Source organism: Eggerthella sp. 1_3_56FAA, assembly GCF_000185625.1.
Classification (GTDB): Bacteria; Actinomycetota; Coriobacteriia; order Coriobacteriales; family Eggerthellaceae; genus Eggerthella; species Eggerthella lenta.
Map to the genome: position 1 here is coordinate 337452 of NZ_GL622580.1, position 26208 is coordinate 363659.

The window sequence follows — 26208 nt, forward strand, 5'->3', positions numbered from 1 at the left end:
GCTTGATGTATGCGGAGAAGGAAAACTTCCCTGTAAAGCTTATGGCTCGCATACTCGAAGTGAGGCTCTCTGTTGGACGCACGGGCTCATGCCATGACAACGCAGTGGCTGAATCATTTTTCGCGAATCTTAAAAACGAGATGTATCACCGTCAAAAGTTCTCTGCGCGAGTGGAGGCAAGGAGGGCTTTGGTGAACTACATCGAAACTTACTACAACAGGCGTCGCCCGCATTCCACCATCGACTATCAGATTCCGGCGCAAGCCATGCAATCTTTTATGCAACGCTGCGATAAAGCGTTCGGTATAGACGATAAGGATTTACAAGTGGCCGCATAAATATCTCGATATTCTGTGTCCGAAAACTTGACACAGGTCACTCTGCCAAGCCGACCGCGCTTTCCGCCGACATCTTCGGGTTAGATCTGACAGCGTGAGCGATCTTGCCAGCTATGAGCCCGTATCCCCCCGATGCGAAGCAGGTGTCCACGCAGGTGACACGACCGGTCTTCTCGGCAGCGGATCGCGCAGACTGGAAGGAGCTCGTGGTAGCTGCCGAATAGCCTAGATGGATGATGTGCGCATTCGGATCTTTCTCAAGGATTCGCCCGAACACCCTCTCGTAGTCATAGGGGCTGCAGGCGCTCGTCTTCGGCAAGATCTTTTTCGCTTGACATAGCTCGAGCATGTCAACAGGCTCTATTTCCCCGTCATCGCAATGGTGTTCGCCAATCGAGAGATGGAACGGCACGATATGAATGCCAAGATCCTTTGCGCGCTCTGAAGGGATATCCGCGCCCGAGTCGGCAGTGATGAAGATCTTGTCCATCGCTAAGCCTTCTCTTGCCCCGCGTCACATCTGCGTTGCTCCCATAGTTTGTCGGCCACCGGCTTCCATCGGCTTGCCGCGCACGCGCACTTCCCCGTGAGGCCTCTAACGTCTTCCGGGCTCTCCAGGTCTGTCGAATGGGCGCCGCTTCGCTCTACCATCTCCGCAAGTGCACCCTCGTTGTCAAGCAGAGGGCACGGGCGATAGTGGTTCTCGTTGAAGGGCTGCCCCTCCTTGTACGCCATGAAAAGAGGCGAAGAGAAAGCTTCGAGAAGCGTCTTCTCGCGGATGTTTGAGTCGGAGTAGTGGATGAAGGCACATGGCTCCACGTCGCCGTTGGCGTTGATATGGCAGTAGGCGCGCCCCCCTGCTACACATCCTCCGATATAGTCGCCGTCATTCCAGAAGTCGATGGTGAAGATCGGCTTCGTCTCTCGGAAGGAGCGGATCTGACGGTACATGTACTCGCGCTGGTCGGCCCTGGCGATAAGCTCAGGAGAGGCGTTCACGCCGACAGGCATGTAGGTGAAGAACCAGGCGAACTTCGCACCCTGCTCGATGAGGAAGTCGATGTAGCGCTCGCTTCCGATGACCTCCGCGTTCGCAGAGGTGTAACAGCAGGAGGCACCAAACAAGATGCCACGCTCGCGTAGCAGCTCCATGGCTCGCATCACCGCAGCGAATGTTCCGCTCCCGCGTCTCGCGTCGGTATCCTCCTCGAAGCCCTCCACGCTGATGATGGGGACGAAGTTCTTCACGCGCAGAAATTCATCTGCGAGCTCCTCGTCTATGAGCGTTGCATTGGTGAAAGCGAAGAACTCGCAGTCATCATGGCGCTGGCAGAGCAGCATGATGTCGCGCTTGCGCACGAGCGGCTCGCCGCCGCTGAACAGAAATACATGGATGCCGAGCGACTTCGCCTCCTCGATCACGCGATCTAGTTCCGAGAAGCTCAGGTTCAGCTTGTCGCCGTAATCGGCGGCCCAGCACCCCTTGCAGCTGAGGTTACACGCGCTCGTCGGGTCGATGAGCATCGTCCACGGCACGTTGCATCCGTGCTCCTCCGCGGCGCGCTGCTGGATGGGGTAGCCTACGATGGAGCCGTTGACCACGACGTTCTGGAGGAAGGTGCGCAGCACTTCCGGATCGACGTCCTCCCACAAACCGCGTATCAGCTGGTTCCAGTTATTATCCGGTGACTCTATGATGGCGCGGACGGCCTTCCGATGGGGCAAGAGGATGTCTCTTACATCGAGCTTATCTATGATGGTGAGCGCTTGCGGCAGACGTCCTATGGGATCTGCCGCCACGTAATCGACCACCTTGCGCATGGCAAAGGATTTTGCATCAGCCGTAAGGCTTGCCGTGATATCGTCAAGCGCACCCATTATCGAACGTCTCCATGGGCATTGCTGCGAAGGACGACCTGCGCCTCTTCGCACTGGGTCGCCAGGCGGTCGTAGGCTGCCTCAATCTCGGGGCTCACGCGCGCGGACTCCGACTCTACGGTCTTGCGATAGCGAAGGAAGGCAAAGATGCATCCCGCGATGCCGATGATGCCCACGATGATCCCCAAGGCCATAAGGTGGGTCCAGACCATGGTGCAGCACATCCCGACGCCGAGCACGAGAGCGGCGATGGTGCCGAGCGCTATCGCTTGGCTGGTCGCCTTCTTCGTCTTTTGCGCTTCCATGTTCGCGATGGAGGCGATCGTGTCGTCCATCGTGCGCTGGAGCTTAGAGAGCTGCGCCTTGCTGCCGACTTTGCGGCTGCGGCGGAACGAAAGCGTGGTCTGGCCGCCAGCCGTTGCGGTCTTCTGGCCGGTGAGCTCGTAGCCGAGGCTCTCGTAGCAGTCGACTGCGACCTGGGCCAAGTCGCTCTTGACGGTGGTGCGGGCATACTCATAGGAGCGATAGGCGTCTTGGGCATCCCGAGCGCTCCCGACGGGCGTCGCCACCAGGACGGGCGCGCTTCCGGACTGGACAGGGGCTCCGCACACCTCGCAGTAGACCGCGGTTCCGTTCAGCTCGTTTCCGCATTGCTTGCAAAACATCGTCTTCTCCTTTCCTTTGGGAGGGGCGCCGAGTTTCGTCCATCCCGATTCGGCTTATCTGACGACCCCAGAATGAAGGGGCTGAGTAAACTTTTCATAAATGCTGGATAAACATCCGTGTTTATCTTTCGAGCGCATCCTCCGTGATGCGCGAGCACGACGAAGCCTTGGAGCGTTGCGCCGCGATGCGGCTCTTGACCTCACCGGCGATCTCACGAGAGCTCATCGGTTCGTAATGCTCGAATGCGATCGGTTCCAGGAAATGGGTTCTGATGCACCAAGGCGAACTACTTGAGCTTGAGAGCGCGTCGCGCGTACCTTCGATCGCAACGGGAACGATGGGGCGTTTTGCTCTGGTGACGCATTTGAAGCTTCCGGCCTTGAAATTGAGAAGCTCACCGGTTCTGCTCCGCGTTCCTTCGGGAAAGACCAGGTACCCTCTCCCAGCCTTCACTTCCGCAGACACATCTCGGATCACCTTGATAGCCTGTTTGTCATCCTCGCGGTCGAGACAATGGGATCCTGTGGCAGCTGCAAGTTGCTTGACCATCGGCATAGAGGCAAGCTCTTTCTTCATGACAGCAGCGATGGGTCGCGGACAGCCGAGGACAACGGCTGGAATATCGAGAAAGCTCTGGTGGTTCGGATAAAGGACGAAGCCGCCCTTCAGCGGAATATTGTCCGCGCCTGCCACTTCGAAATCTATGCCTGACGCTTCCATGAATGCGGTGAAGCAGTCTTGTATGAAGCGATACACATCCGCCTCGTCATGCTTTCCGTATTCGCTCGCGTATCTTGAGAGCCTGCCATACATGCGAGGCCCCTTGGGGAGCATTCGCATCATTGAAAGGATCGATCTTCTCATCGGATCGCCCCGTTTACCCGAATAATGTCAGGAAGACACCCATAACAAGCGGGATGCTGAACATTCCGAGAAAAACCGAGAACATCGTTTTGAGCACCTCATCGATCCTTGGGAGCGCTCCTGTCTCGCATCTCGGAACAATGTTCTGAAAATGCTTTGTCTGTTGCATCGTTTATCACCTCACAGCGTCGTACTCTCAATTCGCATCAAATGAAATGGTGGAGGCCGGTGATAAACTTTTCGTAAACGCTTGATAAATCGCGCTGTTTATCATTCGGATTCTTTGTTCGCAAATTCGATCGCAGGCCCTGAGGGCTTCTGCGGGTTTCGGGGCCTTGGCTCGTTTATCTTTTGTTTATCTTTCTGTGGCCTAATATGGTTCGCGCGTAGCGACGGAAGAAGGAGGCAGCGATGGCACGTATCTTGGTGGCCGAGGACGATGCGAGCGCAAACAAGCTCATAAGCGCGGTGCTGCGCCGCGACAACCACGAAGTGCTGTCGGCTGTAGACGGTCAGGATGCGCTCGACGTGCTCGATCATGAGCATGTGGACCTCATCGTGAGCGACGTCATGATGCCGCGCGTTGACGGACTGGAACTGGTGCGGCAGCTGCGCGAGGCGGGGTGGGACACGCCCATCCTCATGCTGACGGCGCGCCAGGATGCAGAGACGCTGCATGGCGGGTTCATCGCCGGCGTTGACGACTATCTCACAAAGCCTGCCGACATGAAGGAGCTGGTGCTGCGCGTGCGGGCGCTTCTGCGGCGCAGCGGCGCAGCCGAAGCGAACCGGCTGGTCATTGGTGCAGCCGTTTTGGACGCGAATCGCAACACGATCGAGCGCGGCGGCGAGAAGGTCGAACTGCCATCCAAGGAGTTCCAGCTGCTGTTCCGCCTGCTCTCCACTCCGGGGCGCGCCTACACCCGCATGCAGCTGCTCGACGAGGTGTGGGGCTGGGACACTGAGAGTTCGGAGGCGACCGTGAACGTGCACGTGAACCGCCTGCGCTCCCGTTTCGAGGATTGGCCCGACTTTGCCATCAAGACGGTGCGCGGCATCGGCTACTGCGCAGAGATCGGAGAAGCCGATGAAAGATAATGCGCACGAGGACGTAACCGACAGCCTCTCGTTGTTTCGCACGATCACTCTCGGGGCGATCCTCGTCGCGGTATTCGCAGGCGCGATCATGGGTGTATGCATCGTTCTCGCTGCGATCGGCGCGGCGCTGACGTTCAGTGGAGCTGTCTCCTACGAGCAGCTGACCGCCCCTTCCACCATTGCACCTGTGGTGTTCATCGTATGCATCCTGCTCGCCGTCATCGTATGTGTGGCCACGAACTACTCACTGGTGCGGCCTATGCGCCGCATGACGCTCGCTATGGACCATCTGGCCAAGGGCGACTTCTTCTACCGTATGGAGAAGAAGGACCGGATTAACCTGCGCGAGGTCGGCGAGTTCGCGCACAGCTTCAACGTAGCCGCTGAGGAACTGGCCAGTACGGAGATGATGCGCGCGGGCTTCATCAGCGACTTCTCGCACGAGTTCAGAACGCCCATCAACTCGCTTTCTGGCTTCGCCCAGCTGCTGATGGAAGACGACCTGACCGACGAGGAGCGCCGCGAATACGCGGGCATTATCGTGGAGGAATCGAAACGGCTCTCGGGCCTGTCCGAGCGCATCCTGCTCCTGTCGAAGATGGAGGCTGCGGCCATGCTGCCGTCCATCGAGGAGGTCGATGTGGCCGAGCAGCTGAAGCGCACCGTGATGCTGTTAGAGCCGAAGCTTGAGGAAAAGGACATCCGCATCGACTTGAACCTTGACGCCTGCACCGTTTCCGGCAACGCGGACTACCTGGCGCAGCTGTGGTTGAACCTGCTCGACAACGCCGTGAAGTTCTCGCCTCACGGCGGGCGCGTGAGCCTGGCGCTCTACGGCGGTCGCACAGGAGAGGAAGGGCGCACCGCGAGCGCGGACGAAGCTGTGATCTGGATATCGGACGAGGGCTGCGGCATGGACAGCGCCACCATGGCGCACATCTTCGATCGCTTTTACCAGGGCGATTCCTCCCATGCCTCGAAGGGATCGGGACTGGGGCTCGCGCTCTGCAAGCGCATCGCAGAGCTTCACGGTGGCACCGTCGACGTGCAGAGCGCGCCTGGGAAGGGTGCTGTCTTCGAGGTGCGACTGCCGATTTGTGCTACCGAGACGAGGGCGCGATGAGCGACGAGCGCGAGCGCATCGAAGAGAGACGCGCACCCCGGACGCCCAAGAACAAAGTCCTCCGCGTCATACGCGCGCTCCTCATGCCGCCGGGGTGTGTGGTGGCGCTTGCGGTTCCCGTCATCTGCGCCCTCATGGTATGGGTGTTCCTGTTCGACAACAAGGGTAATCCGTTGTCATATGTAGCCTACGCCGTATCTGCATATCTATTCACGATTCTCGTCATCTGGGTTGTGCGCGACGTGCCCGCACAGAGGGCGATCGCCTTCGCACGGAGGAATCCCCATGTCAGCCGCCTCATGGACGACGAGGATATGCGGAGACGCCTCTTCGTGTTCATCGGCGTAGTGGTGGATGTGCTCTGGGCTCTTGGGAACCTGGTGCTGGGGATCGCATGGCTTTCCGTGTGGTTCATAACACTGGGCATCTATTACCTCGTATTCGGTCTGATGCGCGGTGCCCTGCTCTACGAGTTGCGCAAGAGCGCCGCGTGCACGACGAGCGAACAGGCGCGCGTTTCGCGCATATGCGGCATCATGCTCATCGCGAGCGTACTTGTTCTCTCCGGCATCGTGACGCTCATCATGATCGGCGAAGGCTCCATCCGCTACGATAAAATCACCGTGATCGCCGTGGCGACGTTCACGTTCTTCTCGCTCATAAGCTCCATCGTGGGCCTGGTGCGACTGCGCTCGCACGAGAACCTGCTCGTCGGAACTAACTGCCGCGTGAACCTGGCCATCGCGCTCGTCAGTCTATTCACGCTGGAGATCGGCATGTTCTCCGCCTACGCCACCGCAGACGACGCCGATCTGGTGTTCGTCATGCCGATCATCACGGGAGCGGCTATCGCGAGCGTACTCTGCATCATGGGCGTGATTACTGTGTGTCTGGCCAATCGCACGCTTGCTGATCAAGACAGCGAATGCGATTGAGCTAGTTTCTATAACACGAAAAACCGATCGTCATGGGTAAGGCAGAAACAAAGTTCGCAAACACGGCAAAGAAGATGGATTCAGCCTTACTGCGGCTTTTGGAGACAACTGCCTTTGAGAAAATCAGCGTGACGATGTTGTGCAACGAAGCTCAGGTGAATCGTTCGACATTCTATGCGCATTACTCTGACACCTCCGACTTGCTGGTCGAGGTTAGATGGTTAGCATTGAAAGACTTTTCGTGGGCGCCAATCAACGCACTTCATACAATTCTCCTATAAGCCGAGAGCTTCTTATCGCCTATATGAAATTCCTAGAAGAAAATAGCACTCTCTTTTTGGCCACCTCACATAAAGCTGAACAATTTACTTCCAATGCGATTATGTCAAGCTTTCAAGATGCTTTGGAAAAGAGCGTCATTGGAAAAGAGATTCCGCGTCCCAAGGACGCAAATTATAAACTGCAATTTGTTGCAGCAGGAATCGCACGTTTGCTAATAGGATGGCTCCAGGACGCCCCGAGAGAGAAGAAGGGACGCATGGCTGACATCATCCTCGCATGCATTCCCGCATAAAGCACTGTTGATTTGGGGACACATATTCCCAATCTAATACCATCTGGTTCGATACGTCTTCACTACGGCTAGCTTGTTCGAGGTGCCATGTATTTCTTTTTGCAATCCGCGAAACATGTGCAGGGACATCTCGAACCTTGATAACCGCATCGAATCATCTACCAGACGCACCCTCATATGCATGAGCGACCGCCTCTCGCAAGTCTGCGATTCGCCGTCTCGCATCGTTGAGGCGCGTCGTTTGACCAACCAACATAGGCGGCAAGATGTCGCCTCGCCTTATGAGAGGAGGCACCTATGGATGACAACCACGGCGATTTGGAGATTGACGAGAACCGGCTTAAGGCAGCTGATCCCGATGGACTCTACCTGTTCATGCTGAAGGATTACCCCTACATGATGACGCCCGACAACGTGGCCGCCTTCACCGGCACCACGGGGCAGGAGATCCGCAAGCTGCTCAACCGTGGCGAGATACAGGGATGCCGCATCGGCGTCCGCTGGCTCGTTCCGAAGCTCGGGCTTCTGAACTACCTCTACAAAGATCGCCAACTGGAAGAGGGCGATTCCTATGCCACTAGCATTGAAATGCGATAAGCCATACAACATCGACGAGGCAAGGAAGCGTAAAGGTCTGCCGCGTAGCAAGCGAGAAGATTCCCGCACCACGATGTATGAACTGACCATCCGTATCCCCGATGATTTCCAGGTCTTCTTTGACGGTAAGACCAAGTTCACAAGGCGTGCTTTTGTTCTCAACCGTCGTGAGCTGCAGGATGAGGTCAGGGCCTTCGAGGATGAAAAGAACGAAGAGTTCATCAGGGCGAAGGATGATTACGAAAAGTCCCTCGAAGCCAAAGGGAAGGTAACGCAAGCTCTGCCACTCAACGATATGGGCTACTGCACCGCTTCGCTTACGGAGTTTGCGGAGCGCTACATCGAAGTCAGGAGCCACGGCTCTGTATCGGAAGAAACAATCAAGAACGAGCTCAACTATATGCGGTATATCCGGGCGACCATCGGCGATATGGTCTTCTTCGAGGTAAGGGCCGATGACATCGAAAGGTGCCTCATAGCCATCCCTCGTCTGTCTCGCATTTGGGCGGAGGAGCGCAAGAAGGCCCTAGAAGAGAACCGCAAGACCGCAAAATGGGCCAAGGAGAAGAAGACGCTCGTCAAACCGCTCAAGGAGCCGCGCACGGCAGGGTCGGACACGCAAGCGAAGGTGCTCAAGTTCCTTCGAGAGGTCTATAACTACGGACTAGGGAAGGAGCAGACGCCGAGGAATCCGGCTCACGCGCGTTTTCTCAGCCGGGTGTTCAAGCAGAGCAAGCCCCTCATTGATCCGCTCATGGCGGACGAGGCGGCAAAGTTCTTGGAGGCTATCGAGAAGCTTCCGCTCTCTTGGTTCAAGCTCAGCTTGCTGTCGCTGTTCTGCACCGGCATTCGCCCGGAGGAGATGCAGGCTATTCGAGCGGGCAGCTTTGCATTCGGTGACGTAGAGGATGCCTTGCGCGTTACGGGGGCCGTCAAGCACGGCGGCACCATCATAACGGAGTACCTGAAGTCGGATGCAGGGAGGAGGACCATTCCTATTGATAGCCTTCTGTCCTGTACCGCCAAACAATGGATTGCCGTGAAATCGCAGATGATAGAGGACTTGGGGCTTATGCCGACGATGCGCATGCCTCTCATGTCGGACGGACCCAAGCCTTATGCGTACAACACATGGCGCAAGCAATGGGTCAAGTTCATTGATGAGAACGGCTTCTCAGGCATACGCCCTTACGCATTGCGACACACCTACGCCACTCAAAACCTTGCGAATGGGGAGAACATCAAGACCCTCTCTGTGCTCATGGGACACGAGAGCCCGTCCTACACGCTGGATCTCTACGCAGGCTATGTTCCCAATACGGCAATGGGGATTGGCAGCCGGTATATCGACTACATCCGTTCCTCCGCCAGAGATTGTGGTTTTACGTATTAGCCGGAACGAGTTAAACAAGATGGCGTATAATTTGACAGAACGCGGGCGTCGCCAAGTGGTAAGGCACTGGCTTCCCAAGCCAGGATTTCGCGGGTTCGAGTCCCGTCGCCCGCTCCAAACAACGAATCGGAACGCCGTCGCTAAGACGGCGTTCGTGCGTCATATGGTCATTTTAGATTCAAATGAAAATGAAACGAGATTTCCCGTTTTTCATCCCGTGCGCTTGGTAAAATGGAAAACGGTATTCAAATCTTACGAGGTCAGAAAGGCTTTTCAAGAGAAATCGCACGGAGTAGTGCAACAGCTTGGGAAGCCTGGGCCTTACCACTTGGCGACGCCCGCAATTCATTCGCTGACTAAACGCAGCGCTTGAATTATAACGCATCCCAAGCAAAACGCAGCGGAATACAAAAGTTCCAAAACTATGCGGCCTGCGGCAGCGATTCGAGCCGTGAGACGTACCTGTTGGATAGCTCCCTGCTTGTCGAGGGGATGTAGCCCACATAGAGGTCGAGCGTATAGGACGGCGACGCGTGTCCGAGGATGACGGAGATGGTCTTGATGTTCTCGCCGCGAGCGAGGTTGATGGTGGCGAACGTATGCCGCAGCGCGTAGGGGCGCACGCCCTCGAACCCCACCTTCTCCACGAACCTTTGCCACTGCTTCTTGAGCACGTTGTAGGTGAGGGGCTTGTCAAGTTCTCCCACGAGAGGCGTGCTTGGGCCGGGCCTGATGCCCATGGCGCGCAGGCGTCTGCTCTTCTCCTCTATCCATCTGCCTATCTCGCGGGAGGTGTAATCGTCGATAGGAACCGTGCGGTACGACGAATCGGACTTCGTATACTCAACGATTTCCGCCGTCCCGTGTTCGAGCGACCCGGTGATTCTCGCCGAAGGGACGCCGCCGACGTTGACGCCGCCCATCTTCAAAGCGAGTGCTTCCTCGGGGCGCATCCCGCTGGAGAAAAGGGCGAGGCACGCCACCTTGAAAGGCGACAGGGGAAGCGCCTTCACTTCGTGGAGGAACCGCGCCGCATCCTCCTCCATGAGAGGGTCGATGAGCGGGCGGCTCTTCTTGAAGTTCTTGGAGAGGAAGCGCGCCTTCGCCACGTTCTTCTGCACGAGCTCCCTATCCAGCGCGTCGTTGAGGATCTCGCGGCAGAATTTGAGGATTTTGTGCTGCATATCGGGCCCGGCAACGCGCGGGGAGCCGAGCGGCTTCTTCTTCCGTCGATTCCCCTCGCGCACCGCCTGCTCGCGTTTCCTTTTCCATTCCTCCACGCGCTCGTTTGCCCACCGCCGCGAAATCTCGGGCACCTGAAGCAGGCATCGCTCCACGTCCATCGCCGTCAAATCGCGAAGGGGGATAAGCCCTATTACCTCACGCAGGTACTCGGCGTATCGCCGCTCGTTGGCTAGGGTTTGCCTTCCTATGGCCCCATTGCTGCGGAGCGCAATGTAACGCTCAACGTACTCTCCGAAAGGCGTTGCGGGACTCAGCGGTGAAACGTCTTGCGCCCCAATGCCCACCCCCGTCGTCCTATCTTCAAGCATTCTGTTGGCATCTTCCTCGAACTCGGCGATGCGCGCCCTGAGTTCTTCGCGCTTGTTGCGGGCGAACACCGTCCGCGACAGCTTCTTGCGCCCCATGACCCCCTGGAACTCGGCGGGCACCCTGATGCGCAGTTCGTAGGCGGTCGCTTTCGGGTCGTCGCGCTTCCTGCGGGGAAGCCCCTTCGCCTTCCTCGCCTCATCGAGATCCACGGGCTTGTCGCATTTGAGCGTCTTCGTCATTCTCTCCTCCATCTTCGCGCCTGTTCAGATAGCGTAGGAGGCAGAGCTTGGGAACCAGCCACTTCGACCCGAACTTGACCCCGCGCATCTCGCCCGCCGCCAACAGCTTCCTCACGCCCTGCGACGTGAGGCCCGTGAACTCGGCTATCTGGCAGGGGGTCATCATGTAGGGGTACGGTTCGAGCGCGGGCAGGAACAGCCCGCCAGGGTCGGCCCCGCAAAGCGCCTCGTCGTCAAACGCCGCCTCCGCGCGACGCTCATAATGAGCCATTTCGGCAGAGCGCGAAACGATGCGATTTTCCGCATCGCATGCTTGACAAGGGACGAAAGGCCGCGCGGTCATCTCCTCACGACCTTGTAGTCGTAGCCCGTGCGGGTATTGCAGATGGTGCAGGGCTCGCGTTGCTCCTGCTCGAAGTCCGCGCGCCACACCAGGTAGTCGTCCGAGTCGCAGAACGTCTGATGGCACTTCCTGCACAGCGTGAGCAGCATGAAGTCGTCTCCCGGCCCTTTGAGCCCCAGGCTCACGGCGAGTGCAGCGTCCACAAGCCTCATCTGCTCGGCGCCGATGTGCCCCGCCCTCCCGCGCAGGCGCAGCTTGTCGATGGTGCGCAGCTGCTCCAGGAGGGCGACCGAGCCCTCCCTGAGCCCGGCCGACGCGGGCACGGGTACGTGCACGGGGAGGTTCGCCTTGGGCTTGCCGGTTATGGCGGCGACGATGATAGTTTTGCTGCGCCTGTTGCCCGCATCGTTTTGCACGACGAGGACGGGACGCGTGCCTCCCTGCTCGCATCCCAGAACGGGGTCGAGGAAAGCGAAAAACACATCGCCCCTGCGCGGATGGTCGTCCATGAGGCACCTCCTTCGTTTCAATATGTAACTGCGGCCGAGAGTCGGGGTCGTCCGACCCGCGGCCGCCTGAAACGCCGCTTCCGCGGCTCCCGCTCGCCCACGAGGCCCCTCATGGCGTGGCGCGCTCTTGACCTTGCAAGGGCGGGCGGGTATGGGGCTGTCAAGGTTCCATCGAGGGATTTCCTCCCTCATAGAGACGGACAGCTAGGTGGGCGAAACGGAACCCCGCACGGAGAAAAACACTAGAAACCGGAAGAGAGAATCTCTTTCAGGTTCTCTCGCGCAAGACTGATGCTGCGTCTCACTGCGCGATCGGAGCACCTCTCTACTTCGGCTATCTTCGCCGTGGGCATACCAAGCAAGTGCCTCATCAGAAAACGCCTGCGTTGTGCGGCGGGTATCTGCTGGAACGCTTGAAACAGCGCTTCGGATTCCAGCTTCTCCATAAAGATTAACTCTGGGTCTTTTTCGGGATTGTTGGGGGCAAGAGAGGCTTCGTCCATCGACGCCAAGTGTAGTGAGTGTCTTGTCTCGCGGCGCTCCGTTCGCCAGAACTCACGCTGAAGTTCCTCTATGCCCTCGAATACTTGCCTGGGCAGATTTATCTCGGTTCGTTTGCCGTCAGGCGTCCTCACCACAATGCGATATTGGGCTTGGGAGTCGTCAATGTTCCTGCTTTCGTAAAATCGGGCCATATATTGCTCCTTCGGTTCAGACCCGCAGGAGCAACCGGCCGAAAGCGCAAAAAAGGACGGGCAGGACGTTTGGCTCCTGTCCGTCTGGCGGATCGGCGGGTATTTATTTACATCCTCAAGGATGTGCTACGTTTTGGGCAAATTCGTTATGCGCATAGTCCCATTGCTCTCGAACGTAAGCACGGTAAGCTGGCCCTTGCGTACTATTTCTACGCGACGCAGCTTTCTATCTGCCCGACAGACGAGCTTGCCGAGCGCATTCCTTACGTCTTGCATACAGCCACCTCCTCTCTGACGGAGCATGATGTCATGTTTGACCACATAGCGTCCCGACTTGAAAAGTCAAAATTCTGTCTGGTTCGACAATGGTGCTCCGCAGACTGTCGATCTTGGGGTGCTCTACGAGACGGATGGGTAATGCATCGTCACCGCTAAACTGACGGAAGATTCTCGCTCGGTCTATCGGTTCGCAAGTGTTTAGGGTTGTTGCGGGAGATTTTGCTTACGCCACAACAACCCCTTGGGCGTCATGCTGCAGCACAATGCATAAATATCCAATATTTTGTCTTAAAGGTTGTTGGAGCGATTCTGCTACTTTTCGGTCTTTGGCATGAAGCTGGAACGGAATATCGAGCGGGAGTTTAACTCGATATCCTTTTCGACAAGCTTTAACAAGAAAGAAATGAATTGCATTATGATGCAAAGAGCCAAGCGATAGTCCTGATGAACGAAGTACAAAGCGCGACTTTAATCTGAGGGTGAAATCTGCGACTTGCGCTAAACTGCGAATGTCGACAGTTATAATACGGAGTGACGTATCGAATCAAGATTCCGTCAAAGAGCCTGCTGTTGTCGTTATGAGGAGATTGAAAAATGGCACAAATGCCCATTGTCCGTTGCAGGAATATGATCTTTTTGATTTAAGCAGTTGGGCATGGTAGCGCCCAACAACCAGTTCTTTGGGTTGGTTGTTGGGACGATGTGAATCCAGATAAAACATGACCTCGCAATCAGTGAAATCGAGCCACTTCCCATACGTTGGAAACCATGCCTTGTAGACAGATTCTTTCGCGCTGAAAGTCAGCCTATCCCAAGATATATTTGGCTGACTGCAGGTAAGCTCACCCATCTGTTTTATCTCCTTCTTGCTCATTATCAAACTGTATATCTCTGATTCAATGGGGTTATTCGGCTCGGCGTCAATCCCGATAGTTCGAAATCGGTAATCTGAGGTGACTGCGGCAGCGGCATATCCTCTGCAATGCGTAATGCTCCCGCATATGTTTTTGGGCCAAATCGGTTCTCGGTTGGTACCGATGAGGATAGGAGGGTCATTGAAGCCCAGATGCGAGAGAGCGTTGCGAGCACATTTGCGCCCAACGGAAAACTCTTTCAGGCGTTTAGAAGAAAAACTTCGTGATATTTCCTTTTCTTTCCCAATAAGAGGAAAACCGTAAAAAGACCCCAGGTATTCTGAAGAAAACACTTCCTCTGGTAGTAAGGAGGCTAAAAAACCGGAATTGAATTTAGGAAAGCCAATCACAGCACCACCCCTAGTATGAACTATACACCCTTGTATACACTTTAAAAGTTCCAGCTGTTCATGTAGGCGATCTGCTCCTCGGTGAGGGTGTCTATCTTCACGCCCAGAGTCTCCAGCTTCACGCGCGCCACGCCGTCGTCGATGGCGGCGGGCACGTCGTACACCTTGTTCTCCAGCTCGCCCGCATGCTGGAAGAGGTACTCGGCCGCGAGCGCCTGGTTCGCGAAGCTCATGTCCATGACGGACGCCGGGTGCCCCTCGGCGCAGCTCAGGTTCACGAGGCGCCCCTGCGCCAGGACGATGACCGTGCGCCCGTCGGCAAGCGTGTACTCCTCCACGAGCGGCTTGATCTCCTCCACCTTCACGGCGTGCTCGCGCAGCCACTCCAGGTTGATCTCGCTGTCGAAGTGCCCGGAGTTGCACACGATGGCGCCGTCCTTCATGTTCTCGAACGCGGGCGCGTCCACCACCTTGCAGTTGCCGGTGACCGTCACCCACACGTCGGCGAAGCGCGCCGCCTCGGCGGCGGGCATGACCTCGTAGCCCTCCATGTGCGCCTCCAGCGCCTTCAGCGGGTCCACCTCGCACACGATCACGCGCATGCCCATGCCCTTGGCGCGCAGGGCGAGCCCGCTGCCGCAGTAGCCGTAGCCCGAGATCACGATGGTGCGCCCGCACAAAAGGCGGTTCGTGGCGCGCACGATGCCGTCGAGCGTGGACTGGCCCGTGCCGTAGTGGTTGTCGAAGCAGTGCTTCGTGTTCGCGTCGTTGACGTTGAACACGGGGTAGCCCAGCGTGCCCTCCTTCGCCATGGACACAAGGCGCACCACGCCCGTGGTGGTTTCCTCGGTGCCGCCGATGACGCCTTCCAGCTTGTCAATGTGGGTGGTGTGCAGCGCGGTGTCCAGGTCGGCGCCGTCGTCCATGATGATCTGCGGGTTCGTGGCGATGACCGCGTCGATGTGGCGGCGGTAGGTGTCCATGTCCTCGCCGGTGACGGCGAACACCTTGATGCCGAAGTCGCGCACGAGCGAGGCGGCGGTGTCGTCTTGGGTGGAAAGCGGGTTGCTGGCGCACAGCGCCACCTCGGCGCCCGAGGCCGCCAGCGCGCGCATGAGGTTCGCCGTCTCGGTGGTCACGTGCATGCACGCGCCGATGCGCACGCCCTCAAGCGGGCGCTCCTTCGCGAAGCGCTCGCGGATGGACGCCAGCACGGGCATGTCGCGCGCCGCCCACTCGATGCGGGCAAGCCCTGCGTCGGCAAGGTCGATGTCTTTGATGTCGTAGCTCTCGGTCATGGCGCTTCTTTCTTATGTTATCGACTGATCCTATGTCTGGTTTGGCGTCGATTAATCCTCAAACAATTCAGTGGAAAAATATCGTTCGCCCGTATCGGGCAGTAAAGTAACCACTGTCTTGCCCGAACCAAGTTGCCGAGCAAGCTGACGTGCGGCAACCACATTTGTACCGCCCGATACGCCGCAAAGCAAACCCTCCTCACGAGCAAGCGCGCGAGCCTCGTTGATAGCTTCCTCATCGGAAACCACGCAGATATCGTCATAGATGCCCTGATCAAGGATATCGGGAATAAGCCCATCGCCGATACCCATCTGCAAATGCGTTCCGACGCTTCCTCCCGAAAGAATCGCTGCGCTCTCCGGCTCAACGGCCCAAATGCATACATCAGGAAAAAGACGTTTGAGTGCCTGCCCTATACCGGAAATAGTACCACCTGTACCAATGCCCGAGCAGAATCCATGTATGGGCCCCTTCACGTCCTCTAAGATCTCAAGTGCTGTATGATAGCGATGCGCTAGTAAATTATCCCTGTTCTCGAACTGCTGTGGCACGTAAACACGAGGATCCTCGCTAGCCATACGCTTAGCCAGAGCGATGCATTTGGATATGCACTCTCCAATATCGCCAGCATCATGTACGACAATTACCTCAGCACCATAGTGGCGAACAAGCTTACGACGCTCTTCCGACACGCTGTCTGGCATAATGATGCGCGCACGATAACCGCGCACAGCACACACAAGCGCGAGCCCTATACCTTGATTGCCGCTTGTAGGTTCAACGATAATACTATCTGGCCCAATTTCGCCGCGGCGTTCGGCGGATTCAATCATCTGTAATGCCGTGCGCGTTTTAATGGAGCCTCCTACATTAACGCCCTCAAACTTAACGAGTATCTGTGCGGCATTCGCTTCAGATAACCGATTGAGACGAACGAGAGGTGTATGCCCCATGGCTTGCAGCACATTATCGTAAATCATGGAACTCCTTCCAAGGGGGTGCTAGCCCCTTATGCTAGCCTGCAGGTCTTTCGCAGATCCTCGGCGCGGTCGGTGCGCTCCCAGGTGAACTCGGGCAGCTCGCGGCCGAAGTGGCCGTAGGCGGCCGTCTTGCGGTAGATGGGGCGGCGCAAATCCAGCGCGTCGATGATGGCGCCGGGGCGCAGGTCGAACACCTCGGCCACCGCGCGCTCGATGGCCCCCACCGCCGCCTTCTCGGTGCCGAACGTCTCCACCATGAGCGACACGGGGCGCGCCACGCCGATGGCGTAGGCCACCTGCACCTCGCAGCGCGCGGCCAGGCCCGCGGCAACCACGTTCTTCGCCACCCAGCGCGCCGCGTAGGCCGCCGAGCGGTCCACCTTCGTGCAGTCCTTGCCGGAGAAGGCCCCGCCGCCGTGCCGTCCCATGCCGCCGTAGGTGTCCACGATGACCTTGCGGCCCGTGAGGCCGCAGTCGCCCATCGGCCCGCCGATGACGAAGCGGCCCGTGGGGTTCACGTGGATCTCCGCGTCGGGCGAGAGCGCCACGCCCTCGCCGGCCAGCACCGGGCGCACCACCTGCTCCACCACGTCGGCGCGCAGCCGCTCGTAGGGCGCCTCCTCGGCGTGCTGCGTGGACACGACCACCTTCTCCACCCACTTCGGCGCGCCGTCCTCGTAGCGCACGCTCACCTGGGTCTTGCCGTCGGGGCGCAGGTAGTCGAGCGTGCCGTCCTTGCGCACGGCGGCGAGGCGCTCGCTCATGCGCTGGGCCAGGTAGATGGGCATGGGCATGAGGGTGCTCGTCTCGTCGCAGGCGTAGCCGAACATCATGCCCTGGTCGCCCGCGCCGATGCGCTCGTAGGGGTCGTCCGCGGCCCCGCCGTGGGCCGCCTCCCAGCTCTCGTCCACGCCCTGCGCGATGTCGGGGCTCTGCTCGTGGATGGCGTTCACCACGCCGCAGGTGGTGCCGTCGAAGCCGTACTTGGCGCGGTCGTAGCCGATGCCGCACACCACCTCGCGCACGATGGCCGGCACGTCCACGTACGCCTGCGTGCGGATCTCGCCCGCCACGGCCACGAGCCCCGTGGTCGCAAGCGTCTCGCACGCGCAGCGCATCCGCGACACGTCGGCGGGCTGCCCGCTGGGGGCGATGTAGCCCTCGCGCTCGAGCTCTATCTCCTTGGAGATGATGGCGTCCAAGATGGCGTCCGATATCTGGTCGCACATCTTGTCGGGATGCCCCTCGGTGACGGATTCGGACGTGAACAGGTAGGATTTTGGCAAAGCGATCGATAAGCTTGGCCTTTGCTCTATCGTCATTTCAATTCTCTCTATACTTTAGATTGCCCATTATCCAGCTTATTTAGGTTGATGACCCTTATTGGACGTCCATCTTGCTCGACAGCTCCTTTTTTAAAGCCTGATATGACTCTTCGCTCATTGCGTGCTCCATGCGACAGGCATCCCTTTGTGCAATTTCAGTCGGAATGCCAAGGTTGGTAAGAACCTTGAAGAAGAAGCAATGGCGGTCGTAAACTCTTTCAGCGATTTTGCGTCCCCCATTTGAAAGGCGAACCAAACCTCGAGGCCTAAATTCAACATATCCTTCCGCGCTCAAGGAGGACATAGCTTTTGATATGCTCGCCTTGGAAAACCCATTCTACTGGCCATATCCACTTGCCTTACAAAACCACCAGAACGAGTTTCGAGAATAAGCAGGTTTTCTAGATAGTCTTCCCTTGACTCACTCAAAGTCATCAGTTCCACCTCACTTAATTCAAAATCCGACCCGTCGACGACTGAAGCTCCACCATTTTCTTGAACAGGCTGTCTTCGCGCTCCATGAGCTCCGACGGCTTTCCTTGCTCGGCAACGCGGCCTCCATCCAGCACCACGATTTTGTCGGCGCTCATCACGGTTCTCATCCGGTGCGCGATGACCAGCACGGTTTTGCGTTCAAGGAGACACGATAGCGCCTCCTGCACCTTCGTCTCATTTTCAACGTCAAGTGAAGCGGTCGCCTCATCCAGAAGAACAATGGGGGCGTTTTTGAGGATCGCCCGGGCAATCGATATGCGCTGGCGCTCGCCTCCGGACAAAAGCGCGCCGTTCTCGCCTATCCTCGTTTCATAGCCCTTCGGCATGCGGGAGACAAAATCATCGCAGTTCGCCGCCCGAGCCGCCGCAAACACCTCCTCATCCGTGGCATCTGGCCTACCGAGTCGGATGTTCTGCATGATCGTGTCGTCGAACAGAACCACATCCTGGAACACTTGGGCGAAATCGACGAGAAGGGCCTCGGGGTCGACGGTCGAAACGTCCACGCCTCCGATGCTCACAACGCCATCGTCGGCATCCCAGAAACGGGCAGCCAGCTTGGCCGCGGTGGACTTGCCGCCCCCGCTCGGACCGACCAAGGCGGTCACCTCGCCCTCCTTCGCAACAAATGAGACGTTCGAGAGAACCTTCTCGCCTCCTTCGTACGAAAAAGTCACGTTGTCGAAAGAAATGTCGTGATTCGCCGGCTCGAATTCCATCGACCCGGTTTGAGGCCGCTCGTGCTCGATGGAGTGCATGCGCTTGATTCCGAGCTTGAGATTGAGAAGCTCCGTCACAACTTCAAGCACGGTGTTGATCGGATCGTAGAATCTCGTCACCACGAGAAGGAAGCAGAAGTACACCATGAACTCTAGTTCCCCCGATGCCAAAAGCAGGGCTCCGACGAGGACGGTCGAAGCTATTCCGAGCTTGAGGAACGCTTGCGCGGCCGACACGGGAACGGCACTCGAAAGCTCCGAGACGATCTGGGCCTTCTCCGCGCGATCGATCTTCTGATCCAGTTGCTCGAGATACGTTTCCGATTGGTTCGCCGCCGTGATCTCTTGGGCGCATTCGAGGTACTCCTGCAAGCCGTCCGCAACGTCAAGCTGGCGGTCGATGAGAAACTGCCCCTTCGCATCTTGGCTCTTCCGAGAGAAGGCGATGATGAGCAAGGCGATGGGAAGAACCCAGAGGGCGGCGATGGCCATCTTCCAGTTGAAGAGCAGAAGCATGATCGAGATCAATATGGTCGACGCGCCGGTTCCGAACAAAAGGGGCATGATATGGGAGAACATGCGCTCCTGATCGGCGCAGTCCTTCATGATGGTGGTGGTGAGGTCCGAGAGGTCGCGCCTTCCGAAAAAGGAAAGGGGCAATCTGCGCAGCACCTCGGCAAGCTCGATCCGCTTTCTGGCACTCTCGCCGTACACGACATTGTAGGTGAAATGGTATTCGAGCCATTGGGTCAGCAGCATGAGCAGGAGTATGACGACGATGGCTGCAAGATAGCCACCAAGAGCAGGGAGGGGCTTCGAGGGGTCGAGCAGATGATCCAGGTAGTCGTTGGTCGCCATGCACAGCACGCCAATGGGTGCCATCATGACGAGGTTGGCGAGAGCGCAGAAGAACGCGCCTCTCTTGAACTCGAAAGCACCCCGCTCGGTCAAAGCGAACTTCTCACGCAGCATCGTTGGCACCCCCTCCGATTCTCCAAGAGACTGATTTCTGATAGTCCTCCCACATCCGGCGATACACTCCCTTGCTTTCGACAAGATCCCCGTGGGATCCCGATTCCGAGATGGCCCCGTTCTCCACGACGCAGATCCTGTCCGCGCCCACCACGGTCGATAGCCGGTGTGCAATCATGAGAACGGTCTTGCCGTGCGTAAGACGCGCGAGCGCACGTTGGATAAGGGCTTCGTTTTCCGGATCGGCGAACGCTGTGGCCTCGTCCAAGACCACGATAGGCGCATCTTTCAGAATGGCCCGGGCAAGCGCGATACGCTGGCATTCGCCGCCCGACAGGTAGACGCCCTTCGCGCCGACCACCGTGTCCAAGCCCTCGGGCAGCTTCGCGATGATGTCGTCGCATTGCGCCGCGTGCGCGGCCGCCTCCACCTCCGCGCGCGTAGCCGACGGGCGCGCGAATCTGATGTTGTCAATGAGGCTGCGCTTGAAAAGCCGTGTGTTTTGGAAGACGAAGGAAACGGAATCCATCAGTTCCGAACGGGGAACATCCCGCACATCAACACCGCCGACAAGCACCCGTCCTTCATCGACGTCCCAGAACCTCGGAACAAGGCTTGCAATGGTGCTCTTGCCTCCTCCCGACGGCCCGACGAGCGCCATCGTTTCTCCTTCGGGAATCGCAAAGCTCACGTTCTTGACGGCAGGTGCGTCAGCGCCCGGATACGTGAAAGACACCCCTTCAAAAACGATATCGCACGTCCCGCTCGCCCTCCCGCCTTTCGCAGAACAGCAAGGCATCTCCGGCGTGGATAGGATCCCCTCGATTCGCATCACGGCATCTTGGGCCATCGCCGCAGCTTCAGAGGCGTACAGTATCTTGGTCATCATCGATGTCGTCACCGCGCTGAACACCACGTAGAAGAGGAAGTCCGTGAAGAACGACGCGAAGTCCCCTGCTGCCCCCGCAAGCAGGATGCTGGCGGGAACCAGCACAGCAAAGGTCGAGTTGATCGCCACGATCTGCACGACCTGCGGTTTTTCGCACAACTTCGAATAGCCATGGGCCATATCCCGGTACTGCAGGATGGCCTCCTTGAATGCGTTGAACGAATCGACCGTTTGCTGGAACACTTTGACGACGGGCATGCCTCGAACATATTCGGTCGCAGCGGCGTTCATTCGGTTCAATGCCTGCTGGTAGTTCGACACGAAAGTCAGATAGCTTGAGTTCTCATCGCTGCCTCCCCCTCCCATCATCCTCCAAATGCACGCGAAGGACACCGCGATGGGAACCAGGCACGCCAAACCCATGGCCCAGTCGAAGATGAACATCACGACGACAAACACAACGGGGGTGATGAGGGCTCCCACGAAATCAGGGAACTTATGGGCAAGCACGGACTCGGTCTGGCCGGCGCAGCCGTCGATCACCCTCCTTAGTTCGCCGGTCGAATGCTCGTCGTAGTAGCCAAGGGGAACCTTGGAGAGATGGTGGGTCGCGGCCTTCCTCATGTTGTTGCCGGTTCGGAATGCCGCGATATGAGTGCACATCAACGCCGCGAAGTACACCACCACTCCGGCCACCGCGAATCCGACTGCCAGCCATGCGTAAAAGGCCGCGCCACTCGCTTCGCTCCATTGAGGAGCCACTGCGACAAACTGCGACATGATAAACCAGACGCACACAAGGGGCATCACAGCAAGCAACGAATGCAGACCAGACAAGGCGCAGCCCACCACGGTGAGGATTTTGTAAGGCCCTGCGAAGTCAAGCAACCTGAACAGCGGATGGGGTGCTTTGCGTTTCGACTTTTTGTTCTCTGGGCTTTGTTCCGTCATTTCTCCTCCTGCTCTATTACCAGGACGTTGTTTTGCACTTGCAGCGACTTGAATATTTCCGCAAACTGACCGCGTTACGCTGGGGGTGCAAAAAAATGGTATTCTGTCGCAACCAGCAAATAGAAAGGTGCTGAATATGGGGTCGACGCGCCAGACAGCCGGCTTGCCAGCAATTGACGTGACTTCTATCTGCGATGCCGCCTTGAAGCTCACCAAAGAATTTGGCATAGATGGTTGGTCTATTCGTCAACTGGCTAAAGAAATTAACGCGTACCCAGGTGTCATTAATTACCACGTTGGTCGAAGAGAAGATGTGGTACATCTTGTTATCGAGCACGTTAATGCCGAAATCGACCTTCCTGAGCCTCGCGAGAATTGGAAACGATGGTTCAAGCTTCTTCTTGAGGGGATGCGTTCCACCCTGAGAAAGTACCCCGGAGTCGCTCGTAGACTCGCTGCCGTAGGTCCTGGCCTTGGGGAATCCGACCGCATTATCAATTGCGGCATTCAAGTGCTGAGAGATGCTGGGTTTGGCGATTGGTCCACTCTTGTTTATTCCGTTTTGCTTTGCCAAACTTGCGCGTTCGTTGCTACCGAGGATGACAGGGACAAAATGGACGATGTGCGCAAAGAGGTGGGGGGTTCGTATGCGAGTGCGCTTTCTGCGTCCGATCCCGGTATTGCCGCTTTGGCAAAAACGGTCAAACTCCTGACCGAAGAAGAAAGCCTGAGGAGAAGTTTTTTTGATCATCAGTTCTCAGTCCTTCTCGATGCTCTTCTCGGCGGATTGGAAGAGATTTTTTTAAAGGGCTGACTAGCGTATCGAGGTCTTAAGAGCATTTAAATCAATTTTTCCTATGGGGGTCAGGGGCAACAACTCACGAATCTCTACTCTGTCTGGATGCTTGAATGGGGCGATTCCTATGTTGTTTAAAAACTCCCTTATGGATTCCAAGTTGGGCGCATCGCCGCTGCAAACGATAAACGCACACGTCTTTTCGCCAAGGGCTTGATCCGGTATCCCGCAGACGGCTACGTCTACGATGCCGGGCATTTCTCTAAGACTTGCCTCTACGTCTTCCGCCGAGAAAGTCTCACCGCCACGGTTTATTGTGTTTTTCAGACGTCCCGTGATTTTGAAGTTGCCGCAGGGATCCCTCACCGCTAAATCCCCCGTATGATAAAATCCTTCCGAATCAAAAGAGCGCAGAGTAGAATATTCATCTTCGTAATATCCACTCATCAGATACGGTCCTTTCCATATCAATTCCCCTTCTTCGCCGTCTGCGCAAGGTTGCCCATCTTGTCCGATGATAAGAGGGCGATCGTTTTCGGAAAGGGGGAAGCCTTGGGTGGTAAAGGCGATTTCCTCTGGCGCTTCAGGGCTTGTCAGCGTCAATATTCCTTCAGTCATGCCGTATGATTGCTGGACAGCGCAAGAGAAAGCGGCAGAAAGCCTCTTGGCATCTTTTGCGGTAAATCGCGCACCTCCTACATGGATGGACTCAAGGCTTGAAAGATCAACAGGATACCAGTCGAGTGCGTCCATCCAGAGGTTTACCGCCGATGGAACTGCTGTTATTGTCGTCACTTTTGCAGAAGAGATCAATGGAAACACTTCATCGGGACTCACGCTTTCCGCCAAAATGACGGTGCCTCCTTTTTCTAGCGCACCAAGTGCGCCGGGGCATGCGAGCGGCAAATTATGGCATATCGACAAAGCTGCTAGGTATTTTGTTTTTTCGGAAAAAAGCGATCGGGAAGCCGCTTCCACGAAATTGTACACATAGCTGAAATTTGAGCGAGGAATAAGTTTAGGGAGTCCTGTTGTACCACCCGACGGAAGCAGGAACAAAATTGATGAGGAGTGGGGTGCTGTGGCTTGCCAGAGCTCTCCGCGCATATCCGAAACTGATCGATATTGATCGGAAGATCCGATGACAAAACATTTTAGCCTTGGATTGTCCTTTTTGATGGCTTTTGCTAAGGACTCGTAATCATAAGCCGGGGAAGAACACGGAACAATTAGGCAGGATGCATTTGACTTTGAGCAGAAATGAGAGATTTCCGCTTTGCGATGAGTCGGCAAAGCAAGTACGGGGATGCATCCTCTCATTACTGACCCGAACAAGATTATAAGAGATTCAGCTTTGTTCGGAAGCTGAAGGACGATCCTGTCCCCAGCTTCTATCCCCTCCGAAGCAAGGCAAGAGGCGAATCGCCTTGCCGCATCAAATAGCTCAGTGTAAGTATACGTGGTTTCTCTGTCGCGAACCGCAATATTTGCCCCATATTCACGCTCCCATTGCGCAATACGTTCAACAAGAGTGAAACCAACGTCGGTTGCCCTTCTCATAAAACCCCCTTCTGCCATCCGAAGCCTTAGAAGATATTTGCGCAATATTTGCAAACAACAACCCTTTCGCTATAAGTATACTATAGCTAACATTATGTTAGTATGCCTTATATTCAAAGACTTATTGCTTGAAAGGGCGGTTGGCATGTCTGAAGTATGCGTGGAGCTAGTTGGAAAGCTTGTTGGGGAAATGCTCGGACTGTCAAAAGAAGAACTAAGCCCTTCGGATAATCTTATCAGTTTGGGGCTAGGATCTCTTGACATTATGAGAATAGCTGGGTTGCTAACAAAGAATGGCTGCAATGTTACCTTTTCAGAATTGGTTTCGAATCCCTGTATGGCTTCTTGGGTAAATTTTGCAAGAGAGAGGTCTGCGAGAAGCTCGTCTAATGGCAGCCCTCTCCTCGGTTCCGCAAATTACAGCAAAGGCGACCCCTTTCCGATCACGTCCGTCCAACATGCCTATATGGTTGGAAGGCGAGACGGACAGGAGCTAGGGGGAACCGCTTGTCACGCTTATATGGAATTCGAATGCGGATCTCTCGATGCGGCCAAACTCGAACGCGCAGTGGAACTTCTTATTCTAAGGCATCCCATGCTGCGCGCCCGGTTCTCTGATGACGGAACAGCCCGCATCGAAGACAAAGTAACTTGGAAGGGACTAACCACCTACAGAGTGGAAGGAGCAGGCAATCCCGACTCGAGGATTGAAGGTATTCGCCAAGAATTAAGTCACCTACGTTTCGACATCGAGCAAGACGATCTCATAGATGTACGCCTTACTGTCGTATCACCGAAACGCACTATCATGCATATCAACGTCGATCTTCTTGCAGCTGATGTGCTTAGCATCCAAGTTCTCTTAGAGGATCTAGCGCATCTCTACGACGGAACGGATCTCGCCCCCATCGAGATAGACTTCATGGAGTATGCGAGAAGAACCGGAATCGGAGAAGACGCACGAAACGAGGATAGAGAATACTGGCTGAATCGAATAGACAACATGCCAGGCGGCCCCTCTTTGCCACTGAAAGCCCCTATGGAGAGTGTCAAAAGATCTCAATTCACTCGTATGGAGTACTTAATTGATTCTAAGTCTTGGAAGAACTTCACCGAGAAAGGACGGCAAATCGGGGTTACCCAATCTATGGGCATCGCCGCTGTTTATGCCAAGGCTCTTTCTCGATGGAGCGAAGACAAGAAATTTCTTCTCAACCTTCCGCTGTTCAACAGAAAACCAATTCACCCAGACGTTGACAAGATCGTATCCGACTTCACCTCTCTTATCCTTCTTGAGGCTGATTGCGCAAACGCAATTTCCCTTCTTGAACTAGCTTCTCAAATGCAAGGACGCTTTCAGCAGGATGTTGCGCACTCTTCATTTGGAGCTGTAGAGGTTTTGAGAGAGCTTTCTCACCGTTGCCCAAACGATCCCAAGAAAGCCCCTGTTGTATTCGCTAGCAATATCGGCACCCAATTTATCTCCAACAAAGTGGAAGATGTTTTCGGTCCCTTGTCGAAGATGCTAGCAGAAACACCACAGGTATTGCTGGATCATCAGATATACGATCATAAAAACGGGTTGCTTTTGGCGTGGGATTACGTTTCCGAATTGCTTGATGACAAAATAGCCAAACAGATGTTTGAGGCATATTGCACAGCAGTGCGCTTCTACTGCGAAAACGACTGGTCGGAGCCGTTCCCCGACCTGCTGCCCCCTTCGCAGCGCGCGGCGCGCGCCGAGGCGAACTCGGAGGGGGCCGACCTCGGCGGCGGGACGCTCCACGGACGGTTCTTCGCCCGCGCCCAGGCCGAGCCGGATGCCCCGGCGCTGCGGTGGGGAGCCGACGGCGAGGCGACCTACGGGGAGCTT

Annotated in this window: 24 protein-coding genes, 1 tRNA gene and 2 pseudogenes; 11 read left to right on the top strand and 16 right to left on the bottom strand. The window is 56.5% G+C overall.

The genetic code is table 11. The features are described 5' to 3' along the window. Nucleotides 1-59 precede the first annotated feature (59 nt). A pseudogene (locus tag HMPREF1023_RS06905) lies at nucleotides 60-338 on the top strand (integrase core domain-containing protein); the annotation flags it as partial. A gap of 37 nt (nucleotides 339-375) precedes the next feature. Here the strand turns inward: HMPREF1023_RS06905 and HMPREF1023_RS06910 are convergent. The 4 genes from HMPREF1023_RS06910 to HMPREF1023_RS06925 all read right to left on the bottom strand — a co-directional run bounded on the left by HMPREF1023_RS06910 (nucleotide 376) and on the right by HMPREF1023_RS06925 (nucleotide 3695). After that, nucleotides 376-828, bottom strand: coding sequence for a DegV family protein (locus HMPREF1023_RS06910; protein ID WP_009305483.1), 453 nt, complete (start codon nucleotides 826-828; stop codon nucleotides 376-378). A gap of 2 nt (nucleotides 829-830) precedes the next feature. Then, a complete protein-coding gene (locus HMPREF1023_RS06915; protein WP_009305484.1) occupies nucleotides 831-2216 on the bottom strand; it encodes a radical SAM protein in 1386 nt (461 codons plus the stop codon). Further along, nucleotides 2216-2881: a zinc ribbon domain-containing protein gene (locus tag HMPREF1023_RS06920; RefSeq protein WP_009305485.1), complete on the bottom strand. Its 666-nt coding sequence runs from the start codon at nucleotides 2879-2881 to the stop codon at nucleotides 2216-2218. The genes HMPREF1023_RS06915 and HMPREF1023_RS06920 overlap by 1 nt, the downstream gene beginning before the upstream one ends. 121 nt (nucleotides 2882-3002) lie before the next feature. Continuing rightward, nucleotides 3003-3695, bottom strand: a complete 693-nt coding sequence (locus HMPREF1023_RS06925) for a 1-acyl-sn-glycerol-3-phosphate acyltransferase (protein WP_009305486.1) — start codon at nucleotides 3693-3695, stop codon at nucleotides 3003-3005. Between the two features lie 462 nt (nucleotides 3696-4157). Here HMPREF1023_RS06925 and HMPREF1023_RS06930 point away from each other — a divergent pair, with 462 nt between their 5' ends. The 7 genes from HMPREF1023_RS06930 (at nucleotide 4158) to HMPREF1023_RS06965 (ending at nucleotide 9583) form a co-directional block, all read left to right on the top strand. Continuing rightward, nucleotides 4158-4844 (top strand): response regulator transcription factor, encoded by a 687-nt coding sequence (locus HMPREF1023_RS06930; protein ID WP_009305487.1) that lies wholly within the window; start codon nucleotides 4158-4160, stop codon nucleotides 4842-4844. Between the two features lie 88 nt (nucleotides 4845-4932). Then, nucleotides 4933-5967 carry a HAMP domain-containing sensor histidine kinase gene (locus tag HMPREF1023_RS06935; protein ID WP_232228698.1) on the top strand — a complete coding sequence of 345 codons (1035 nt, stop codon included), beginning with the start codon at nucleotides 4933-4935 and terminating at the stop codon, nucleotides 5965-5967. Further along, complete coding sequence (locus HMPREF1023_RS06940; RefSeq protein WP_009305489.1) at nucleotides 5964-6902, top strand: hypothetical protein; 939 nt, start codon at nucleotides 5964-5966, stop codon at nucleotides 6900-6902. The genes HMPREF1023_RS06935 and HMPREF1023_RS06940 overlap by 4 nt, the downstream gene beginning before the upstream one ends. A 241-nt stretch (nucleotides 6903-7143) precedes the next feature. After that, entirely contained in the window at nucleotides 7144-7476 is a 333-nt protein-coding gene (locus HMPREF1023_RS15435; protein ID WP_139019531.1) for a TetR-like C-terminal domain-containing protein, read from the top strand. A 297-nt stretch (nucleotides 7477-7773) separates the two neighbouring features. Continuing rightward, nucleotides 7774-8073 carry a helix-turn-helix domain-containing protein gene (locus HMPREF1023_RS06955; protein WP_009305491.1) on the top strand — a complete coding sequence of 100 codons (300 nt, stop codon included), beginning with the start codon at nucleotides 7774-7776 and terminating at the stop codon, nucleotides 8071-8073. Continuing rightward, nucleotides 8048-9466 carry a site-specific integrase gene (locus tag HMPREF1023_RS06960; RefSeq protein WP_009305492.1) on the top strand — a complete coding sequence of 473 codons (1419 nt, stop codon included), beginning with the start codon at nucleotides 8048-8050 and terminating at the stop codon, nucleotides 9464-9466. The genes HMPREF1023_RS06955 and HMPREF1023_RS06960 overlap by 26 nt, the downstream gene beginning before the upstream one ends. A 41-nt stretch (nucleotides 9467-9507) precedes the next feature. Continuing rightward, nucleotides 9508-9583: transfer RNA gene (locus HMPREF1023_RS06965), tRNA-Gly, on the top strand. Nucleotides 9584-9888: 305 nt separating this feature from the next. On the opposite strand, the gene HMPREF1023_RS06970 is transcribed toward HMPREF1023_RS06965, so the two are convergent. Both HMPREF1023_RS06970 and HMPREF1023_RS15930 read right to left on the bottom strand, forming a co-directional pair. Beyond that, entirely contained in the window at nucleotides 9889-11259 is a 1371-nt protein-coding gene (locus HMPREF1023_RS06970; RefSeq protein ID WP_009305493.1) for a tyrosine-type recombinase/integrase, read from the bottom strand. After that, the gene (locus tag HMPREF1023_RS15930) at nucleotides 11216-11365 is read right to left on the bottom strand and encodes a hypothetical protein (protein ID WP_227791079.1); all 150 of its coding nucleotides are present in this window, start codon (nucleotides 11363-11365) and stop codon (nucleotides 11216-11218) included. The genes HMPREF1023_RS06970 and HMPREF1023_RS15930 overlap by 44 nt, the downstream gene beginning before the upstream one ends. On the opposite strand from HMPREF1023_RS15930, the gene HMPREF1023_RS16085 reads away from it, so the two are divergent. Continuing rightward, nucleotides 11307-11429 (top strand): hypothetical protein, encoded by a 123-nt coding sequence (locus HMPREF1023_RS16085; RefSeq protein ID WP_255346938.1) that lies wholly within the window; start codon nucleotides 11307-11309, stop codon nucleotides 11427-11429. The two genes, HMPREF1023_RS15930 and HMPREF1023_RS16085, sit on opposite strands and share 59 nt — an antisense overlap. 343 nt (nucleotides 11430-11772) lie before the next feature. Here the strand turns inward: HMPREF1023_RS16085 and HMPREF1023_RS06980 are convergent. From HMPREF1023_RS06980 to HMPREF1023_RS07015, 9 genes and pseudogenes are all read right to left on the bottom strand, one after another. After that, nucleotides 11773-12111, bottom strand: a pseudogene (locus tag HMPREF1023_RS06980) (type II toxin-antitoxin system PemK/MazF family toxin); the annotation flags it as partial. Nucleotides 12112-12353: 242 nt separating this feature from the next. Beyond that, on the bottom strand, nucleotides 12354-12806 hold the full coding sequence (locus HMPREF1023_RS15215) for an RNA polymerase sigma factor (protein WP_013981114.1): 453 nt from the start codon (nucleotides 12804-12806) through the stop codon (nucleotides 12354-12356). A gap of 823 nt (nucleotides 12807-13629) precedes the next feature. Further along, nucleotides 13630-14349: a 4'-phosphopantetheinyl transferase gene (locus HMPREF1023_RS15220; RefSeq protein ID WP_009305497.1), complete on the bottom strand. Its 720-nt coding sequence runs from the start codon at nucleotides 14347-14349 to the stop codon at nucleotides 13630-13632. 41 nt (nucleotides 14350-14390) lie between these two features. Beyond that, the gene (ahcY, locus tag HMPREF1023_RS06990; RefSeq protein ID WP_009305498.1) at nucleotides 14391-15647 is read right to left on the bottom strand and encodes an adenosylhomocysteinase; all 1257 of its coding nucleotides are present in this window, start codon (nucleotides 15645-15647) and stop codon (nucleotides 14391-14393) included. Between the two features lie 51 nt (nucleotides 15648-15698). Continuing rightward, nucleotides 15699-16628 carry a cysteine synthase A gene (gene cysK / locus HMPREF1023_RS06995; RefSeq protein WP_009305499.1) on the bottom strand — a complete coding sequence of 310 codons (930 nt, stop codon included), beginning with the start codon at nucleotides 16626-16628 and terminating at the stop codon, nucleotides 15699-15701. Between the two features lie 29 nt (nucleotides 16629-16657). Next, nucleotides 16658-17950: a methionine adenosyltransferase gene (gene metK / locus HMPREF1023_RS07000; RefSeq protein WP_009305500.1), complete on the bottom strand. Its 1293-nt coding sequence runs from the start codon at nucleotides 17948-17950 to the stop codon at nucleotides 16658-16660. A gap of 58 nt (nucleotides 17951-18008) precedes the next feature. Then, complete coding sequence (locus HMPREF1023_RS07005) at nucleotides 18009-18257, bottom strand: metal-dependent transcriptional regulator (protein ID WP_232228699.1); 249 nt, start codon at nucleotides 18255-18257, stop codon at nucleotides 18009-18011. Between the two features lie 145 nt (nucleotides 18258-18402). Beyond that, nucleotides 18403-20139 (bottom strand): ABC transporter ATP-binding protein, encoded by a 1737-nt coding sequence (locus HMPREF1023_RS07010; protein WP_009305502.1) that lies wholly within the window; start codon nucleotides 20137-20139, stop codon nucleotides 18403-18405. Beyond that, nucleotides 20129-21979, bottom strand: coding sequence for an ABC transporter ATP-binding protein (locus HMPREF1023_RS07015; protein ID WP_009305503.1), 1851 nt, complete (start codon nucleotides 21977-21979; stop codon nucleotides 20129-20131). Before HMPREF1023_RS07015 ends, HMPREF1023_RS07010 begins: the two co-directional genes overlap by 11 nt. A 136-nt stretch (nucleotides 21980-22115) precedes the next feature. On the opposite strand from HMPREF1023_RS07015, the gene HMPREF1023_RS07020 reads away from it, so the two are divergent. Further along, a complete protein-coding gene (locus HMPREF1023_RS07020) occupies nucleotides 22116-22793 on the top strand; it encodes a TetR/AcrR family transcriptional regulator (protein ID WP_009305504.1) in 678 nt (225 codons plus the stop codon). Here HMPREF1023_RS07020 and HMPREF1023_RS07025 read toward each other — a convergent pair whose 3' ends face one another. Further along, nucleotides 22794-24335, bottom strand: a complete 1542-nt coding sequence (locus HMPREF1023_RS07025) for a (2,3-dihydroxybenzoyl)adenylate synthase (protein WP_009305505.1) — start codon at nucleotides 24333-24335, stop codon at nucleotides 22794-22796. A 145-nt stretch (nucleotides 24336-24480) separates the two neighbouring features. Between HMPREF1023_RS07025 and HMPREF1023_RS15225 the strand changes: the two genes are divergently transcribed. Then, nucleotides 24481-26208: condensation domain-containing protein (locus tag HMPREF1023_RS15225; RefSeq protein WP_009305506.1), on the top strand; the 1728-nt coding region annotated here is incomplete at its 3' end.

Bases quoted from the DNA above. Each gene is read 5' to 3' on its own strand.
- ahcY (WP_009305498.1), bottom strand. From the start codon at position 15,647: ATGACCGAGAGCTACGACATCAAAGACATCGACCTTGCCGACGCAGGG.
- HMPREF1023_RS06955 (WP_009305491.1), top strand. From the start codon at position 7,774: ATGGATGACAACCACGGCGATTTGGAGATTGACGAGAACCGGCTTAAG.
- HMPREF1023_RS07025 (WP_009305505.1), bottom strand. From the start codon at position 24,335: ATGAGAAGGGCAACCGACGTTGGTTTCACTCTTGTTGAACGTATTGCG.
- metK (WP_009305500.1), bottom strand. From the start codon at position 17,950: ATGACGATAGAGCAAAGGCCAAGCTTATCGATCGCTTTGCCAAAATCC.
- HMPREF1023_RS06925 (WP_009305486.1), bottom strand. From the start codon at position 3,695: ATGTATGGCAGGCTCTCAAGATACGCGAGCGAATACGGAAAGCATGAC.
- HMPREF1023_RS15215 (WP_013981114.1), bottom strand. From the start codon at position 12,806: ATGGCCCGATTTTACGAAAGCAGGAACATTGACGACTCCCAAGCCCAA.
- HMPREF1023_RS06935 (WP_232228698.1), top strand. From the start codon at position 4,933: ATGGGTGTATGCATCGTTCTCGCTGCGATCGGCGCGGCGCTGACGTTC.
- HMPREF1023_RS06910 (WP_009305483.1), bottom strand. From the start codon at position 828: ATGGACAAGATCTTCATCACTGCCGACTCGGGCGCGGATATCCCTTCA.
- HMPREF1023_RS06920 (WP_009305485.1), bottom strand. From the start codon at position 2,881: ATGTTTTGCAAGCAATGCGGAAACGAGCTGAACGGAACCGCGGTCTAC.
- HMPREF1023_RS06940 (WP_009305489.1), top strand. From the start codon at position 5,964: ATGAGCGACGAGCGCGAGCGCATCGAAGAGAGACGCGCACCCCGGACG.
- HMPREF1023_RS06930 (WP_009305487.1), top strand. From the start codon at position 4,158: ATGGCACGTATCTTGGTGGCCGAGGACGATGCGAGCGCAAACAAGCTC.
- HMPREF1023_RS07005 (WP_232228699.1), bottom strand. From the start codon at position 18,257: ATGTCCTCCTTGAGCGCGGAAGGATATGTTGAATTTAGGCCTCGAGGT.
- HMPREF1023_RS06970 (WP_009305493.1), bottom strand. From the start codon at position 11,259: ATGACGAAGACGCTCAAATGCGACAAGCCCGTGGATCTCGATGAGGCG.
- HMPREF1023_RS07015 (WP_009305503.1), bottom strand. From the start codon at position 21,979: ATGACGGAACAAAGCCCAGAGAACAAAAAGTCGAAACGCAAAGCACCC.
- cysK (WP_009305499.1), bottom strand. From the start codon at position 16,628: ATGATTTACGATAATGTGCTGCAAGCCATGGGGCATACACCTCTCGTT.
- HMPREF1023_RS07020 (WP_009305504.1), top strand. From the start codon at position 22,116: ATGGGGTCGACGCGCCAGACAGCCGGCTTGCCAGCAATTGACGTGACT.
- HMPREF1023_RS07010 (WP_009305502.1), bottom strand. From the start codon at position 20,139: ATGCTGCGTGAGAAGTTCGCTTTGACCGAGCGGGGTGCTTTCGAGTTC.
- HMPREF1023_RS06960 (WP_009305492.1), top strand. From the start codon at position 8,048: ATGCCACTAGCATTGAAATGCGATAAGCCATACAACATCGACGAGGCA.
- HMPREF1023_RS06915 (WP_009305484.1), bottom strand. From the start codon at position 2,216: ATGGGTGCGCTTGACGATATCACGGCAAGCCTTACGGCTGATGCAAAA.